Raw genomic sequence first — 15,002 nt, 5'->3', positions numbered from 1 at the left:
ACTTCTAACTTCTAACTTCTAACTTCTAACTTCTAACTTCTAACTTCTAACTTCTCTACATATTGCAGCTACTCCCGTCTTCCGCTATAGTCCTCAAAAAATACGCTGTTTTCACACGCACTGCAGCGGGCTTCTGTCGTCGCCGCCACAGTTGCGGTTCAAACAAGCATCTTTTTCTCCGGGCTGCCGCTACAACCGGGGCTGGGAAGTACGTTATCAAATAGAACGATGATTGTTTTTCACACATTGCCGCGAGAAAGCGCGCAGCGGAAATCTTATCTTTTGCTCCACGGCGCGTGAAAAATCTTCTCCCGCGCTCTCCGAAGTCGCTCGACTGCGGAGTATTCTTTCAAAACTAAAAAACGAGCGAGATAACTCCTTGCGTTACTTCGCTTTTTTTTTAGTAAACAAGCAGGAAATTTTGCAATTCACTTTTTCAAGTATACCTTAAATTTGGGAAACTTTGCAAAGCAGGCGTTCGAGTTATAGTAATCTAAGATGAGAATGCTTTTGAAAAATCTGCTCATAGTCAACAATTGCCATAAGTTAATTTGTAATTTTGGTAAAAAGTGAAATAGATTATGGATTTGCAAACACGAAAAGTAGCTTTTATTCAAGAGTTTCTCAAAATTCAAAATGAAGAAGCCATTAGCCAATTTGAAAAACTTTTGAAAACGAGCACAAGTTTCAAGAACAATACGATCACACCAATGACGATAGAAGAACTGAACGAGAGGATAGATAAATCAGAAGCAGACTTCAAAGCCAATCGTTGCAAACCAAGTTCTGAGATTTTATCAAAGTATTGAGAATGAAATACGTGGTTGTTTGGTCTGCGTTTTCTCAGGAAAAACTAGATGAAATATTTGAATATCACAAATTTAAAGTGAGCTACAAAGTTGCTAAACAAATCATCACAAAATTAATTAAAGGAGCTAATATTCTGGAAACGAATCCATTCGCAGGGCCGATTGAGCTTTTACTCGCCAATAGAAAAGAAAAGTATTATTATTTGGTTTGCGGAAACTACAAAGTGATTTACTCGGTCGATTCAACAAACAAGCAGGTCAAAATCGCCGACGTTTTTGATACCAGACAGAATCCAACCATAATGGGAAAATAGAGGTAAAACCAATGTTATTCTTGTGACGACTTCAACAAGTACTATTCCTTAAAGAGTTTCAAAGAGCTTTGCAGATAAGTCGTCTCATTGCGCCCATTGCCCGCGTGAGGGGTTGCAGCGGAAATCTTGTTTTTTGATCCGTTTCGGGCAAAAAATACCCCGATAGCTATCGGGGAAGCGTAAAACCCGACGGCGCCTGACACATCTTTCCAACACTGAGGCGCCGGCATGCCCAAATGAAAATAAATGTTGCAAAATTGACATTTTAGTACCGCTGCTATTACACATTCGGCAGTATCTTAGTTTTTTGTTACTAAAAATCAATGTATGTCAAATAAATGGCTGTTCGGGCTCTTGCTGCTAAGCTCCGGGCACTTTGCACAAAATATTCAGCATTTCGGTCGCTGCAATCCGCAATCGGCAACACAATTCGAACTCGTAGGTGCCGCATCGGGCGTAGCGTTTGCAACTACAGCAACCGAAGTGACGTTCAACTTACAAGCCGTCGACTCGTGGGCACACCGCGATTATGCCGTGCTCGTTGTCGACGGCGCCTACCTAGGTCGCTATCCCGTAGAACCCGGAAAACCAAGTCCAATTACGCTCGATCTAAACCCTGGTTCAACTCATGTCGTGGAAGTATATAAAGCCACCGAAGCCTCGATCGGACAACTCATCTTCGACGGTTCGCCACTTACGCAACTGCAACCAATGCCCGCCAGTAATCAAAAACGCATCGAGTTTATTGGCGATTCCATCACCTGCGGCATGGGTAACGATCTGGCTATTCCGTGTCATACCGATCAGTGGTTCGACCAGCACAACGCCTATTACGCCTACGGACCCATAACAGCACGTGCACTGAAAACCGATTTTCTGCTCAGTTCCGTCTCCGGATTCGGAATTTACCGCAATTGGAACGACGAAAACGAAGCTGAACCCGCGCTGCCACAAGTGTACGACAACTTATATCTCAACAACGCTAAAAAACTAGCGTATCAAGCCACGCAAATTCCGGATGTAATCAGTATTTGCTTGGGTACAAACGACTTTTCCGATGGCGATGGCAAGAAAAAGCGTTTGCCGTTTAACGATGCTAAATTCATTTCCAACTACACGCAATTCGTAGAAAAATTACACGGAAAGTATCCAAATGCCAAGATTTTATTGCTCGACAGTCCGATGCTTAACGGCGATAAAAAAGCGCGATTACAGTCGTGCTTGCGAAGTATTCAAACGGATTTAAAGAGTAAAAACATCAGCGTTCAACTGTTTTCATTCAAGGAAATGAAACCGCGCGGCTGCGATTATCATCCCGATATGATGGATCATCAAATTTTGTCCGAAGAGTTAGCGCCAACCTTAAAAGCTTTATTGAATGAGAATTAGTCTGGGAATTTTACTCTTGCTGCTACAAAATATGTATGCTAATCCGCGTTTGCCCGAAATTTTCTCCGACGGTATGGTTGTACAACGCAACAGCAATCTTAAAATTTGGGGTTGGGGAACGCCTAAAGAACCGATAAAAGTGACGGTTTCGTGGTCGGATGCCACCGCAGAAACCGTGGTGAATTCGTATGCTTACTGGGAAGTTAATATTCCTGTTCCCGATAAACGCGGTGCGCAAACCATAAACATTAAAGGCTATTCGGAACGTATTTTAAAAGACGTGTTGTTAGGCGAAGTTTGGCTTTGCAGCGGCCAATCGAATATGGAAATGACTTTTGATTGGGGCGAAATGCATAGCAGCGAAGTAGCGAACGACAAGAATAACGACATTCGGTTTTTTACTGTTGATAAAGCTGCCGCCGACGTTCCGCAACAGCAAATTCCAGCCAAATGGGAATCTATTTCTCCTGAGACCATTCGCAGTAAAAGTGCAACAGCTTACTTCTTCGCAAAACGCTTACAAGCGCAATTAGGCAACTTGCCGGTTGGCGTTATTGTAAGTGCTTGGGGCGGAACGCCTTTAGAAGTTTGGGTGCCTAAACCAGCGGTCGATCGAAGTGAGGTTTTACGCAGTTCAGCGGCCAATTTAAAGCCGTCGGATTACTGTCCGCACCAGGCTTCGGTTGTCTATAATGCCATGATACACCCAATTGTTGGGTTTCCCATCGCTGGAGTGCTTTGGTATCAAGGCGAAAGTAATGTGGGTAACGGTACTTATGCCAGCATGCTCCAGGCATTTTTCGATTCGTGGCGTCAGGCTTGGAAATCGGATTTTCAGGTGTACGTTGTACAACTTGCGCCCTATAATTACGACGGCGATGTGCAATACGGTACCGCATTACGAGAGCAACAACGCTTGTTTTGTGAGCAGTATGCGGGCGCACATTTGGCCGTTATTTCGGATGCCGGCGATGCATCCGATATTCATCCGCGCGATAAAAAAACCGTGGGCGAGCGTTTGGCAACCTTAGCTTTAGTTAATCACTATAAAAGTTTAGATAAGTCGTTCGACAATCCAATTATTAAAAACGTACGTTGGGAAAAGAAAGGAATTGTTTTGGAGTTCGACCCGATTTTCAATTTCGTACAAAAAACCGGAACTGCTTTTTTTGAAGTGGCCGATGCGGCTGGAAATTTTGTAAAAGCACCTGTCAAAGTTTCAAAAAACACCTTGGTCATTTCCTGCAAGTTTGCACCTACAGCTCTTCGTTACGGCTGGCAAGACGAGGCTTCTGCCACTATTTTTACTTCCCAAGGAATGCCCTTATCCGGATTTTCACTTAAAAAATCATGAAAAAAATCACTGTAGCTCTCGCATTATTATTCTCGGTTTTATCACTAGCACAAAAAATGACTGCAAAACAGCCTGAAAACATTAAAAAGCGCGTTGCCGAATTGTTGGCAAAAATGACTTTGGAGGAAAAAATTGGTCAGATGAACCAATACAACGGATTTTGGGAAGTTACCGGACCCGCACCCAAGGACGGAAACGCTGCAACTAAATACGAACATTTGAAGAAAGGTTGGGTTGGATCGATGCTTACTGTTCGGGGTGTCGATCAGGTACGTGCCGTGCAGAAAATTGCTGTGGAGGAAACCCGACTGGGAATTCCGCTCATTATTGGTTTTGACGTCATTCACGGATATAAAACGCTGAGTCCGATTCCGCTGGCTGAAGCTGCGAGTTGGGATTTGGACGCCATTAAAAAATCGGCACAAGTGGCTGCGGACGAGGCATCGGCTTCGGGAATTAACTGGACATTTGGTCCGAACGTTGATATAACCCGCGATGCTCGTTGGGGAAGAATTATGGAAGGTGCCGGAGAAGATCCGTATCTGGGCAGTTTAATCGCCAAAGCACGCGTGACCGGATTTCAGGGCGATACGTCAGCCGATTTAAGTAAGCCAAACACGATTGCAGCTTGCGCCAAGCACTTTGCTGCCTACGGATTTGTAGAATCGGGCAAAGAATACAATTCGGTTGAAATGGGTAACAACACCTTGTTTAACATGGTTTTACCGCCGTTTAAAGCGGCTAAAGATGCCGGTGTGCGCACATTTATGAATGCCTTTAACTTGTTGAATGGTATTCCGGCGACAGGTAACGAAATGCTGCAACGCGATATTCTTAAAGGTTCGTGGGCTTTTGATGGTTTTGTAATTACCGATTGGGCTTCGATTCGAGAAATGGTTGTTCATGGGTACGCTGAGAATGGTGCCGATGCTGCGGAAAAAGCCGTGAAAGCAGGAGCCGATATGGACATGGAATCGTATTTATATGTAGCGGAATTGGCGAATTTAGTGCGTTCTGGTAAAGTTTCGGAAGCTCTAATCGACGATGCTGTTTCGCGCATACTAACCGTAAAATTCGAATTGGGTTTATTCGACGATCCGTATCGTTATTGCGATAAGAAACGCGAGCAGGCTGTTATAGGAAGCGCCGAAAACCATGCTGCGGTTTTGGATATGGCTCGCAAATCGATTGTGTTGCTAAAGAACGAGAACCAACTTTTACCGTTGAAGAAAAACAATCAGAAAATTGCACTCATTGGAGCTTTAGCTGCCGATAAAACGAGTCCGTTGGGAAGTTGGCGCATTGCTGCCGACGACAACACAGCCGTTTCGGTTTTGGAAGGTATGCAGAAGTATGTAGGTTCGAATTTGTTATACGAAAAAGGCCCTGATTACTTTCTGGGAAAACCTGCTTTTACAGAGGAAGTTCAGATAAATTACAGCGATAAAACGGGTATGGATCGTGCCTTAGAAGTTGCGGCAAAAGCCGATGTGGTGGTGCTTGTTATGGGCGAGCACGGCTTTATGAGTGGCGAAGCACGTACACGTACCGAAATTGGTTTACCCGGATTTCAACAAGAATTTTTGGAAGCGATATATCGAGTCAATAAAAATGTGGTTTTGGTTTTAAATAACGGCCGACCTCTAGCCTTACCTTGGGCTGCCGAGCACATTCCGAGTATCGTGGAAGCTTGGCATTTGGGAACTCAAGCCGGAAATGCTGTTGCTGAGGTTCTTTTTGGCGATTACAATCCGTCGGGAAAACTTCCGGTTAGCTTTCCGCGAAACGTGGGGCAGTGCCCGATTTACTACAACCATCACAATACGGGTCGGCCAACTAATGTCGACAACAACGTGTTCTGGTCGCATTTTATTGATGTCGACAAAACACCGCAATGGCCGTTTGGTTTTGGGTTAAGCTATACAACATTTTCGTATCAGAATTTGAAGTTAGATAAATCGACGTATCAACGATACGATCGCATCGAAGTTAGCGTAGATGTTACCAATACAGGAGCATCAGATGGCATTGAAGTTGTGCAATTGTATTTGCGCGATGTAGCTGCAAGTGTGGTGCGACCGGTAAAAGAATTAAAAGGATTTGAACGCGTTTCGCTGAAGAAAGGCGAGACAAAAACCATACGGTTTAAACTCGGCAAAGAAGAGTTAGGTTTCTTTGATAACGAAGGCTTTTTTCAAGTAGAGTCGGGTGTGTTTCAGGTGTTTGTTGGCGGCAGTTCGCAAACGGTTTTAGAAGCGCGTTTCGAGCTAAAGTAATAAGCGATGCAATACAACAGAACAGGGCGAAGCGGATTATTATTGCCCCAAATTTCGTTGGGTTTGTGGCACAATTTCGGTTCGGTTGATGATTTTGCTACGGCAGAAGGAATTGTGAAAACGGCTTTCGACAAAGGCATTACCCATTTTGATTTAGCGAATAATTATGGGCCGCTTCCTGGTTCGGCCGAGACGAATTTTGGGAAGATACTTCAACGTAATTTCTCTGGAAATCGGCGCGATGAGCTGGTGATTTCTACAAAAGCCGGGTACAAAATGTGGGAGGGACCTTACGGCGATTGGGGTTCGCGTAAATATCTGATAGCGAGTTTAAATCAAAGTTTGCAACGGTTGGGATTGGAATATGTGGATATTTTTTATTCGCACCGGTTTGATCCGAATACGCCTTTGGAAGAAACCATGCAGGCCCTCGATTTTGCGGTTCGCAGTGGGAAAGCACTCTATGCGGGAATTTCGAATTACGATCCGGAGCAAACGCGTCGTGCGGTTTCTATTTTAAACGATTTGGGAACACCTTGTTTGATTCATCAGGTAAAGTATTCGCTATTTGTTCGCGAGCCTGAAAACGGCTTGTTCGATGTTTTGGATGAAGCCGGCGTTGGCTGTATTGCGTTTTCGCCGCTGGCGCAAGGTTTACTTACGGATAAATATTTGAACGGAATTCCAGAACATTCTCGTGCGGCCAAAGAAAGTGGTCATTTACAACCGGAAGAAATAACGATGGATAAGCTCGCAAAGATTAGGGCCTTGGGTGCTGTGGCGAAAGGGCGCAATCAGTCGTTGGCGCAATTGGCAATTGCGTGGTTGTTGAAAGATATGCGGGTAACTTCGGTTTTGGTTGGTGCGAGTTCGGAGGCACAGTTGTTAGCTAATTTACAGGCTTTAGATAATACCTTGTTTACCGCCTATGAATTAGCGGAAATAGAACACATTTTAAGATAAAATACACGTTTTCGGTTACGATTTTTCGGTAACGGCTGCCGCGGCCGCGATTGCAGTGGAAATAGCGCCGAAGTGGCGGCGTGTGCGGGCGTTTTTGGCGCAGCGACCAACGGAAGCTGTGCGAAAAGCTGCCCAAACCACCGCAACTAGGCGGTATTGCAACGAAAAGCGCGAAATGCCGCCATAAAAAAAGCGACGATTCAGGGAAATCATCGCTTTTAAACACATGAGTTGGGTAGTATGAATAGGTTTTAAATAGGTTACTGATTGAGCTTTTCGATGTATTTTTTTAAGAGATTAAGCGTAGTTGTTTCTTCGGCGAAAACTGAATTTAATCCTTGCGGTTCTTGCGGCGGATCGGTGGTGTAATCGTTGCCGATATTCCACTTTCCGTTATCCGGATCGTTTTTTCCATAACCGCCGTAGCCCCAAAAGTTCAGGGCAACGAACGGCTCATTTTTTTCGACTGCCGTGAGCATGCGTTGCAGTACGGCTTCGTAAAATGCGTCGCGGTATTTGGTACTGCTGTTTCGGTCGAGGCTTTCCTTACTTCTTGGAAATCCGAATTCTTCTAAGACGATTGGTTTGTTTAATCTTTGCGCTACCTTGATGTGCTCATCGATGTAATTCATCGTTTTTTCGATGGCTATGGGCGTTGTTTTTTCTTCATCGCTACTCGAATACCAGCCCCAGTTTTTGGGCCAAATATGCATGGTTAAGTAATCGATTTTTGGATTGTTGTGCGTGCGTTCAAAAGTTTCTAAATCGTCGTTGCTTCCAGCTTTTCCCTCTGAACCTGTGGTAATTAAATGGTTTGAATCGAGTTTGTCTATTAAAGAAACGACATCGTTAATCCAAGATGTGAAAGCTTTTTCGTTTTCTTTGGTGAAAACACGTGGTTCATTGGCCACTTCCCAAGCGAAAATACTCGGATCGTTGGTATATTTTTTTCCCGTGATGCTGTTCGTGCGTTTAAGGATGAATGTTACATACTTGGCAAATGCCGTTTTACACGGCTCGCAGCTGTGGAATTTTGAGGTGTATTCCATAAACTGAGGCCATGTATTGGGCGGAATATTTGGGTTTGGAATTTCGCCTTTGCCGTTCCATTCTAAATACTGCGCCAATCCGCCGCTCCATTCCCAATTATTGGTGAGGTACAAAACGGCTGTCATGTTGCGTTTTCCGAGTTCCGACATTAAAAAGTCGAGTCCTTTCAAGTACTTTTCGTCGTATTTCCCTTGTTTAGGTTGAAGTGCTTCGCGAACGGTAAAATCGTCGGTTCCACCTTCGGCACCTACTAAAACACGGAGGTTTTCGATGCCAAGCGATTTAAGTTGGTCGAGCTCGTTTATCAAGCGTTTTTGATTGGCAGTTCCAATTCCCAAAAGTGCTCCGTACCAGTAGTTTGTGCCAACAAAATGGTATGGCTTTCCGTTGCGAATAAACTTTCCGTCTTCGATTTTGATGAAACTATGCTGTGCAAAACTGCTGATACACAGAAATAGTGAGGCAAGAATTGCGAAAGGAAATTTTTTCATGAGCTTAATTTTGTGGCAAAGTGTATAAATCGGGTAAATCGTTTTGCAGCAAACATTTCGCTTTGTTTGTGAATACTAAGAAATCGGCTGCATTCGGATTTGCTGGCGTTGGTACGTAATAGCTGTTCTGATAGTTGTACCAAAACATAATAAACGCAATTTCTGGGTTGTTTTTACTGATTGTCGTGTAGGCGTAATTCGAAAACCAGCCGTCGATAGGAGCGTTGCTGTTGTTTACTAGATACCCCGTTTCGGTAAAAGCTGCAATTTTGACTTTATTTACGGCTAGGTCGGAAATCATTTTTAGTTTGGCGTTCGCTCGGTCGGCACCCGCAGTTCCTTGTCCGTTGCCTAAGTCGCCGTAGTTATCCATTCCTAAAACGTCAACGTAATCGTCGCCGGGATAACGACTTAGGTACGAAGCACTGTTGCTGTAAGTATTGTCGGGAGCGAAGGAGTAGAGTACATTGTGAATGTTTTTGACGTCGCGTAAATAGGTAACGGTGAATTGGAATACGGCTTTGTATTCTTCAGCCGTGCAATAGTTTTGTCCCCACCAGAACCAATTTCCGTCGAATTCGTGAAAAGGTCTGAAAATCACAGGAATTTTTGTTCCGTCGGGAGCTGTTAGGCTGTTGAAAACCTGCGCTACTTTGTCTAGTTTTGCTTTGTACCAGTCGTGAAAAATGCCGTTTGGAAGCAATCCGCGAAAAGCTGTTGCTTTTTGTTGGTCGGTCATATCACTGGCGTAGAAGCTTTCTTCGTTGTATGGTTCGCGTAAATGCCAGGCGAAAATATTTACCATGCCTTTGCTGTAGGCGTCTTTCGTATCGGCAATAATTTTGTTTTCTTGTTGAACAAACCAATTATTCGACGGGTTATTTTTGTCGGTAATGAACATGAAATCAGAGCCCAACAATCCGGGTTCGTTGCCAGTTGTTTTTTTGATGTCTGACGTGTTTCGATTGTCTTGGTAGAAGTAATTGAACGCGTCTTGATGTCCGACAATCGTTTTAGTTTTCGATAGTTTTTTTAGGTTGTAGAATAGTGCCACGGTTTCTTCGGTTGCGTTTGGATCAACCATATACGTTCTTGCATTATCTACAGTAAGTGCGTCGCTTGGTGTAGGATCGGGTTCAGGAACCTCATTTTGCGGATTTGAACCATCGCCGCCACTCGAACAAGCAATGCATAATAAACTTCCCCACAATACATAAATCAGCTTTTTCATTTGTTTTCTTTTAAAATTTTAATCAATTCCATGCAGGCACGTCCGTTGTGATACGGACATTTCCAAATTCCTACTTTATCTTCGTTCATTTTCGACTTATCTTCTAAAATTCCCCACAGCCATTCACCGTTTTCGCGATCGAGAATGTATTTTTCAGTGAATGCGAGGTTTTCGATTACGGCGTTTAAGAACTTTTCGTCGTTCGTAAGGTTGTATGCACAATGCATGCCCAACCAAAATTCGGCTTGAGGCCACCAGTGTTTCTCGCGAATAAGTTTGTTTTCGTTTAGGTCAAATTCGTACCAGAGTCCGCCATCCGAATCAACACCTTTAAAACACGCCTTAGCCAAACCAACAGCTATTTCGCGATAGCGCTCAATGTAGTTTTCATCATTAATTTGTTCGGCACACCACAGCAGTAGCCATGCAGCTTCAATGTCGTGACCAAACGAAATAACGCTTTTGGTTTCCGTCCACGTTTCGGAAAAGAATAGGTTTAAATGCCATTGCTTTTTGTTGATGAAATGTTCTTCAATAACATCGAGCAAATTTTGAATGCGTTCTTTTAGATAAGCTGATGGTGCTACTTTATACAAATTGGCATAGGCTTCCACAATATGCAAATGCGTATTCATGGTCTTTTTTTCGTTGACGTCTTTATCGCTTAGTCGGAAATCGGATAGCGGTTTCCAATTTTCAGTAAAAGCTTCAAAATAACCGTTGTATTCGCTATCGAAACTGTATTTTTCGATTTTCATCAACAGGTCGTTTGCCATCGCTAAAGCTTGTGCATTTTTGCTTACAGCATAGTACGAAGCGCAACCGTAAATGGTAAAAGCAAGTGCATAAATTTGGTTTTTGCGTTCGCTGGGAACTCCGGTTGCGGTAACGCTCCAATAAATACCATTTTTATGGTAGAAATTGGTTTCTATGTACCGATAAGCCCATTCGGCAACGTACAAATATTTCGTGTTTCCGGTTAGCTGATAGGCTTCGGAAAAGGTGTACAAGATCCGTGCATGCAATACGGAACCTTTATCTGCCTGCCAGTTTTTATTTTCTTGCGCATCAATTTGACCGATAAATCCGCCGTTTTTCTCGTCGATGGTTTCCCGCATCCAATACGCGAGTATATCATCGAGCATTTTTTGCAAACGATTTACATCTAGAGTGATTTGATGCGCGGGCGTATTCATGAATATTATTTTTATTTGAAATTTTTATTGCGTTCAATTAAGTCGATTATTGTTCGAACAGAACCGCCGGAGGTGTACGTGTCTGCAGGTGAATTTTTACAATAATCCACTAATTTTTCAACGGTTGAGGTTGCTACATGCAAACGCGTATCAGACGAAGCATAGTAAATGAACACGTCGCCATTTTCTTCGGCAATCCAGCCGTTTGAAAACAGAACGTTTGAAACATCTCCAATGCGCTCGTCGTTTTGTGGTGCCATAAAATGTCCGGCTGGTTTGTAAATCACCCGACCGATATCGTTCAAATCAGTCATGAACAAGTATAGTGTATAGCGCAAACCGGCAGCGGTATTTCGAACGCCGTGTGCTAAATGCAGCCAGCCTTCGTTGGTTTTGATAGGTGCAGGTCCTAAACCGTTTTTAAGTTCGTAAACGGTATGATAGCTTTTGCCGAAGATAATTTGTTCGTTTTCTACAACCGGATTTTTCATATCGGTAATGAAACCCAGTCCGATTCCACCGCCGCTACCAACGTCGATAAAGCCGTCTTGCGGACGCGTGTAAATGGCGTATTTTCCGTCGACGAATTCCGGGTGAATGACAACATTTCGCTGCTGACCGCTGTTTGAGATGAGGTCGGGAAGTCTGTCGAAGTGGATTAAATCTTTGGTTCGTACGATTCCGGCGTTAGCCACCGCTGAACTGGTGTCGTTTGTAGGAGCATTTGGATCTTTGCGCTCGGTACAAAAGATTCCGTAAACCCAACCGTCTTCGTGTGCAACCAGGCGCATATCGTAAACGTTAGTGTCGGGATTTCCCGGAATTTCTGGAATAACGCAGGGTTTATCCCAGAAACGGAAGTTATCGACGCCAGTATCACTTTCTGCCATAGCGAAAAAAGACTTGCGATCGTTGCCTTCGACACGAACACAAACAAGGAATTTGCCGTTCCATTTCATAGCACCGGCATTGAAGGTCGCGTTAAATCCGATGCGTTCCATACCGTGTGGGTTTGTCTCGGCGTTTAAGTCGTAGCGCCAGTGAATCGGTACGTGATTTTCGGTAACTACCGGATTGTTGTATCTAGAGTAAATGCCATTTCCGTGCGAAATTTTATGGTTCTCAATAGCTAAGAACTGTTCGTGCTGTTTCATAAGTTCAGCGTAATTCGGAATTCGTGTGATTTGTTCAGTAATCATTCCTTACAATTTTAATAGTCAGATAATCGGTTCCACCAAGTTTTTCGCATAATGACAGCGATTGTTATGAATCCAGCTAAAATGATGCTCACTGCCGACCAGTTGGATAAAATAACGTACATAGGAAGTAACGTTAGTAAAATCTGACCGGTAATGCCCAGCAATACATTTAAGGCATTCCACTTGATGTTTCTATTAGGTTCAATAGATTCGGTTTTAGAAATTTCATCGCGAATAGGTTTCCAAAAACCCCACGGACGTACGTCTTTGTAGAATTTTATGAGTACGTCGCGCTCGGTTGGAGGAGCCGCATACGTTCCGGCGATACACCCAATGAGCTGAATCACGATAAAGATGGGGAAGAAATACAGCATTCGCGTTCCGTCGAAGTAGTCGGTTATGTTTAAAACCGAGAGGGCAGGAGGAATAGCGCTGGCAATAATACCTACCAGCATGCCCCAGAAGTAGCCGCTGGCATTAAAGCGCCACCAATACCATTTTAGTACGTTTGCGCAAACAAAACCTCCGTAAAGTCCGGCCGTTATGATGTTGAAAATCATGTTTACGTCCTTAATCAGTAGGCCTAATCCAACACCAAGAATTACCATGAGCGTTCCGGCTAAATAACTGGCGTTGATTGTTTTTGAGCGAGTTGCGCTTGGATTAATGTATTTTAGGTATAAATCGTTCACGATATAGGCTTGTCCCGCATTGAGTGTTCCGGAGAAATTACTCATAAACGCTCCCAAGAATCCAGCTAATACCAAGCCTACTAGCCCCGTTGGTAAGTATGTATTGATCACAGCTGGCATGATGCTTTCGAAGTTGATGTCGCTACCCGTTTTTGATAGCGGAAGTTCGTTGAAGTATAAAATACCGAGTGTGCACAATCCCATGACCATGAAGTAGCGAATAGGCAGTAAGATGATAGAGATAAATCCGCTCATTTTACTAGCTTCCTCGGGCGATTTTGTGCTTAGAATTTTCTGGCAATCGTAATTTGGCGCTGGCCCTGCCATACTTTTCAATACGCCGGAGAAGAACATCATTCCTACGATAGCAGAGAAAAACTTATAGCCGTCGGATTCGAGTTTTGAAGCTGCGGCAGCGAGTTTGTCTTCCCAATTCAAACCTAATTCACTACCAAAAAAGGGCGAATCCCAGCCTAAAGGCATTCGGTCGGTTAGGACTACTTGCGATTCTGCTAAGTGCTGCATCGCAATTACACCAACGAATAACGAACACACAATCATTATCATGTACTTGATAAAATCGGCCAATACAATACCGTGCATACCGCCGATAATGCTGTAAAATGTAGCGACTAAACAAATGCTCACTCCGTAGAATTGTGCCGTAAAATCTTTTGCATGGTCTAATTCGGCAGCGAAGTTCGGGTTGGTTACTGGATTGGTGTCGATTGAAAAGTCGAGAAAAGGAACGACTTCTTTAATGGTTTCGTAGGGGATAAAAATTTCAAGAAATTCGCCAACGCCAACAAAAGCGTACGCCATGTAACCAATGCAAAGCATGAGTGCAAAAATTACTACGATGGCATGACTTCCGCGAACGCCTTTGTCTGAAAAACCGAATCGGGTTCCAAGCCATTCAGCACCGGTAGTTGCGTTACTTCTTCGAAGCCATTTGCTGAGAAAAACCATTAGAAAAACCTGATTGAAAACGGGCCACATCCAAGGAATCCATACGCTTTTAAATCCGTACAGAAAGGCCATGCTTACGAGTAACATTGTGCCTGAAATATCAAACATATCGCTTGCATCGCTAAGACCAAGCATGTACCAAGGCAATTTTTTTCCGCCAAGTAAGTAGCTATCTTTACTTTTCTTTGCTTGGTTTTTCATGATGATTCCAATGACAACCATCATCAAGAAGTAAACGATAATTATAGAAATATCAAAAGTGGTTAGGTTCATAGCGGCCGATTTATTGCTTTAAAAGTTCAGAATAAATCTTGAGCTTACTTAGATCTTTCTGGAAAAATGTATTGGTTTGGTCGTAGTATTTTTGAAAATCTGGATTTGAAGGATGTCCAGCATATGGTGCGTAGTAGTGCATCTTTTTTTCGTGTTCTTGCCAGCCGTGGTTTCGCCAAACTAAAACAAAAGATACGGGAAATCCGTCCGTTATTTTTTGTAGAGATTGTGTCCAGAACGTCGGTTCTGGAATTTGTTCATAACCAATCTCAGCAATTGCGATAACTTTATTGTGTTTATCAGCAAATTGCGTCATGATTTCCAGTTGTTTACGGCAGTCGTTCACCCATTCCGGTATGGTTTTGCCGCCTTGGTTGGCGTATTTGTCGTAGCTCACCAAGTCTACGTAGTTATCGCCTGGATAATATTCCTCAAATGCTTCAATTGATTGAAAGTCGGCCGTATTATAAACAAACAGTAAATGGTTTAGTTTCTTTTCTTTCACAAGGTAATCGAAGGTGAATTTCCAAATTGCTTTGAAATCTGCGGGACTTGCTACATTTTGGCACCACCAAAACCAAGTACCGGTAAGTTCGTGAAACGGGCGGTATAAGATTGGAACCATTTTTCCGTCGCTTCCTTTTAAATCGGCTAAGAAATTAGCGGCGTTGTCGAGCCATTTTTTATACAGCTCGTGTTTGTTGCCGCCGGGTAAAATGCTGCTGAGTGAATTAGGTTTTACATCCCAAGAGTCGCCGGCAGTCAACGGATTATCCATGTGCCAGCTAAATGTTGA

13 protein-coding genes are annotated in these 15,002 nt (G+C 43.5%); 6 read left to right on the top strand and 7 right to left on the bottom strand.

The genetic code is table 11. The features are described 5' to 3' along the window. The first annotated feature begins 581 nt into the window (after window positions 1–581). The 6 genes from ACOVQQ_RS08195 (at window position 582) to ACOVQQ_RS08170 (ending at window position 7,105) form a co-directional block, all read left to right on the top strand. A complete protein-coding gene (locus tag ACOVQQ_RS08195) occupies window positions 582–809 on the top strand; it encodes a hypothetical protein (protein ID WP_421817765.1) in 228 nt (75 codons plus the stop codon). Between the two features lie 2 nt (window positions 810–811). Continuing rightward, window positions 812–1,123 carry a type II toxin-antitoxin system RelE/ParE family toxin gene (locus ACOVQQ_RS08190; RefSeq protein WP_421817764.1) on the top strand — a complete coding sequence of 104 codons (312 nt, stop codon included), beginning with the start codon at window positions 812–814 and terminating at the stop codon, window positions 1,121–1,123. A gap of 327 nt (window positions 1,124–1,450) precedes the next feature. Further along, window positions 1,451–2,512: a GDSL-type esterase/lipase family protein gene (locus ACOVQQ_RS08185; RefSeq protein ID WP_421817763.1), complete on the top strand. Its 1,062-nt coding sequence runs from the start codon at window positions 1,451–1,453 to the stop codon at window positions 2,510–2,512. Then, window positions 2,502–3,866 (top strand): sialate O-acetylesterase, encoded by a 1,365-nt coding sequence (locus ACOVQQ_RS08180; protein WP_421817762.1) that lies wholly within the window; start codon window positions 2,502–2,504, stop codon window positions 3,864–3,866. Before ACOVQQ_RS08185 ends, ACOVQQ_RS08180 begins: the two co-directional genes overlap by 11 nt. Next, window positions 3,863–6,142 (top strand): beta-glucosidase BglX, encoded by a 2,280-nt coding sequence (gene bglX, locus ACOVQQ_RS08175; protein ID WP_421817761.1) that lies wholly within the window; start codon window positions 3,863–3,865, stop codon window positions 6,140–6,142. The genes ACOVQQ_RS08180 and bglX overlap by 4 nt, the downstream gene beginning before the upstream one ends. 6 nt (window positions 6,143–6,148) lie before the next feature. Beyond that, window positions 6,149–7,105, top strand: coding sequence for an aldo/keto reductase (locus ACOVQQ_RS08170; RefSeq protein WP_421817760.1), 957 nt, complete (start codon window positions 6,149–6,151; stop codon window positions 7,103–7,105). 15 nt (window positions 7,106–7,120) lie between these two features. Here the strand turns inward: ACOVQQ_RS08170 and ACOVQQ_RS08165 are convergent, their stop codons facing one another. The 7 genes from ACOVQQ_RS08165 to ACOVQQ_RS08135 form a co-directional block, all read right to left on the bottom strand. Beyond that, window positions 7,121–7,333, bottom strand: coding sequence for a hypothetical protein (locus ACOVQQ_RS08165; RefSeq protein ID WP_094486884.1), 213 nt, complete (start codon window positions 7,331–7,333; stop codon window positions 7,121–7,123). A 32-nt stretch (window positions 7,334–7,365) separates the two neighbouring features. After that, window positions 7,366–8,646, bottom strand: a complete 1,281-nt coding sequence (locus tag ACOVQQ_RS08160; protein ID WP_421817759.1) for a glycoside hydrolase 5 family protein — start codon at window positions 8,644–8,646, stop codon at window positions 7,366–7,368. A 4-nt stretch (window positions 8,647–8,650) separates the two neighbouring features. Next, entirely contained in the window at window positions 8,651–9,877 is a 1,227-nt protein-coding gene (locus ACOVQQ_RS08155) for a glycoside hydrolase family 26 protein (protein ID WP_421817758.1), read from the bottom strand. Continuing rightward, the gene (locus ACOVQQ_RS08150; RefSeq protein WP_421817757.1) at window positions 9,874–11,073 is read right to left on the bottom strand and encodes an AGE family epimerase/isomerase; all 1,200 of its coding nucleotides are present in this window, start codon (window positions 11,071–11,073) and stop codon (window positions 9,874–9,876) included. The genes ACOVQQ_RS08155 and ACOVQQ_RS08150 overlap by 4 nt, the downstream gene beginning before the upstream one ends. A gap of 11 nt (window positions 11,074–11,084) precedes the next feature. Further along, window positions 11,085–12,227, bottom strand: a complete 1,143-nt coding sequence (locus ACOVQQ_RS08145) for a glycosidase (protein ID WP_421817769.1) — start codon at window positions 12,225–12,227, stop codon at window positions 11,085–11,087. 56 nt (window positions 12,228–12,283) lie between these two features. Beyond that, on the bottom strand, window positions 12,284–14,206 hold the full coding sequence (locus ACOVQQ_RS08140; protein ID WP_421817756.1) for a sodium:solute symporter family protein: 1,923 nt from the start codon (window positions 14,204–14,206) through the stop codon (window positions 12,284–12,286). 10 nt (window positions 14,207–14,216) lie between these two features. Further along, window positions 14,217–15,002, bottom strand: a 786-nt coding sequence (locus tag ACOVQQ_RS08135) for a glycoside hydrolase family 26 protein (RefSeq protein WP_421817755.1), incomplete at its 5' end; no start/stop codon positions are given.

The sequence above is a fragment of the Flavobacterium sp. genome (assembly GCF_049240005.1).
Classification (GTDB): domain Bacteria; phylum Bacteroidota; class Bacteroidia; order Flavobacteriales; family Flavobacteriaceae; genus Flavobacterium.
The sequence above is the reverse complement of the archived record's forward strand: the minus strand, read 5'-3'. Positions and strand labels throughout refer to the sequence as shown.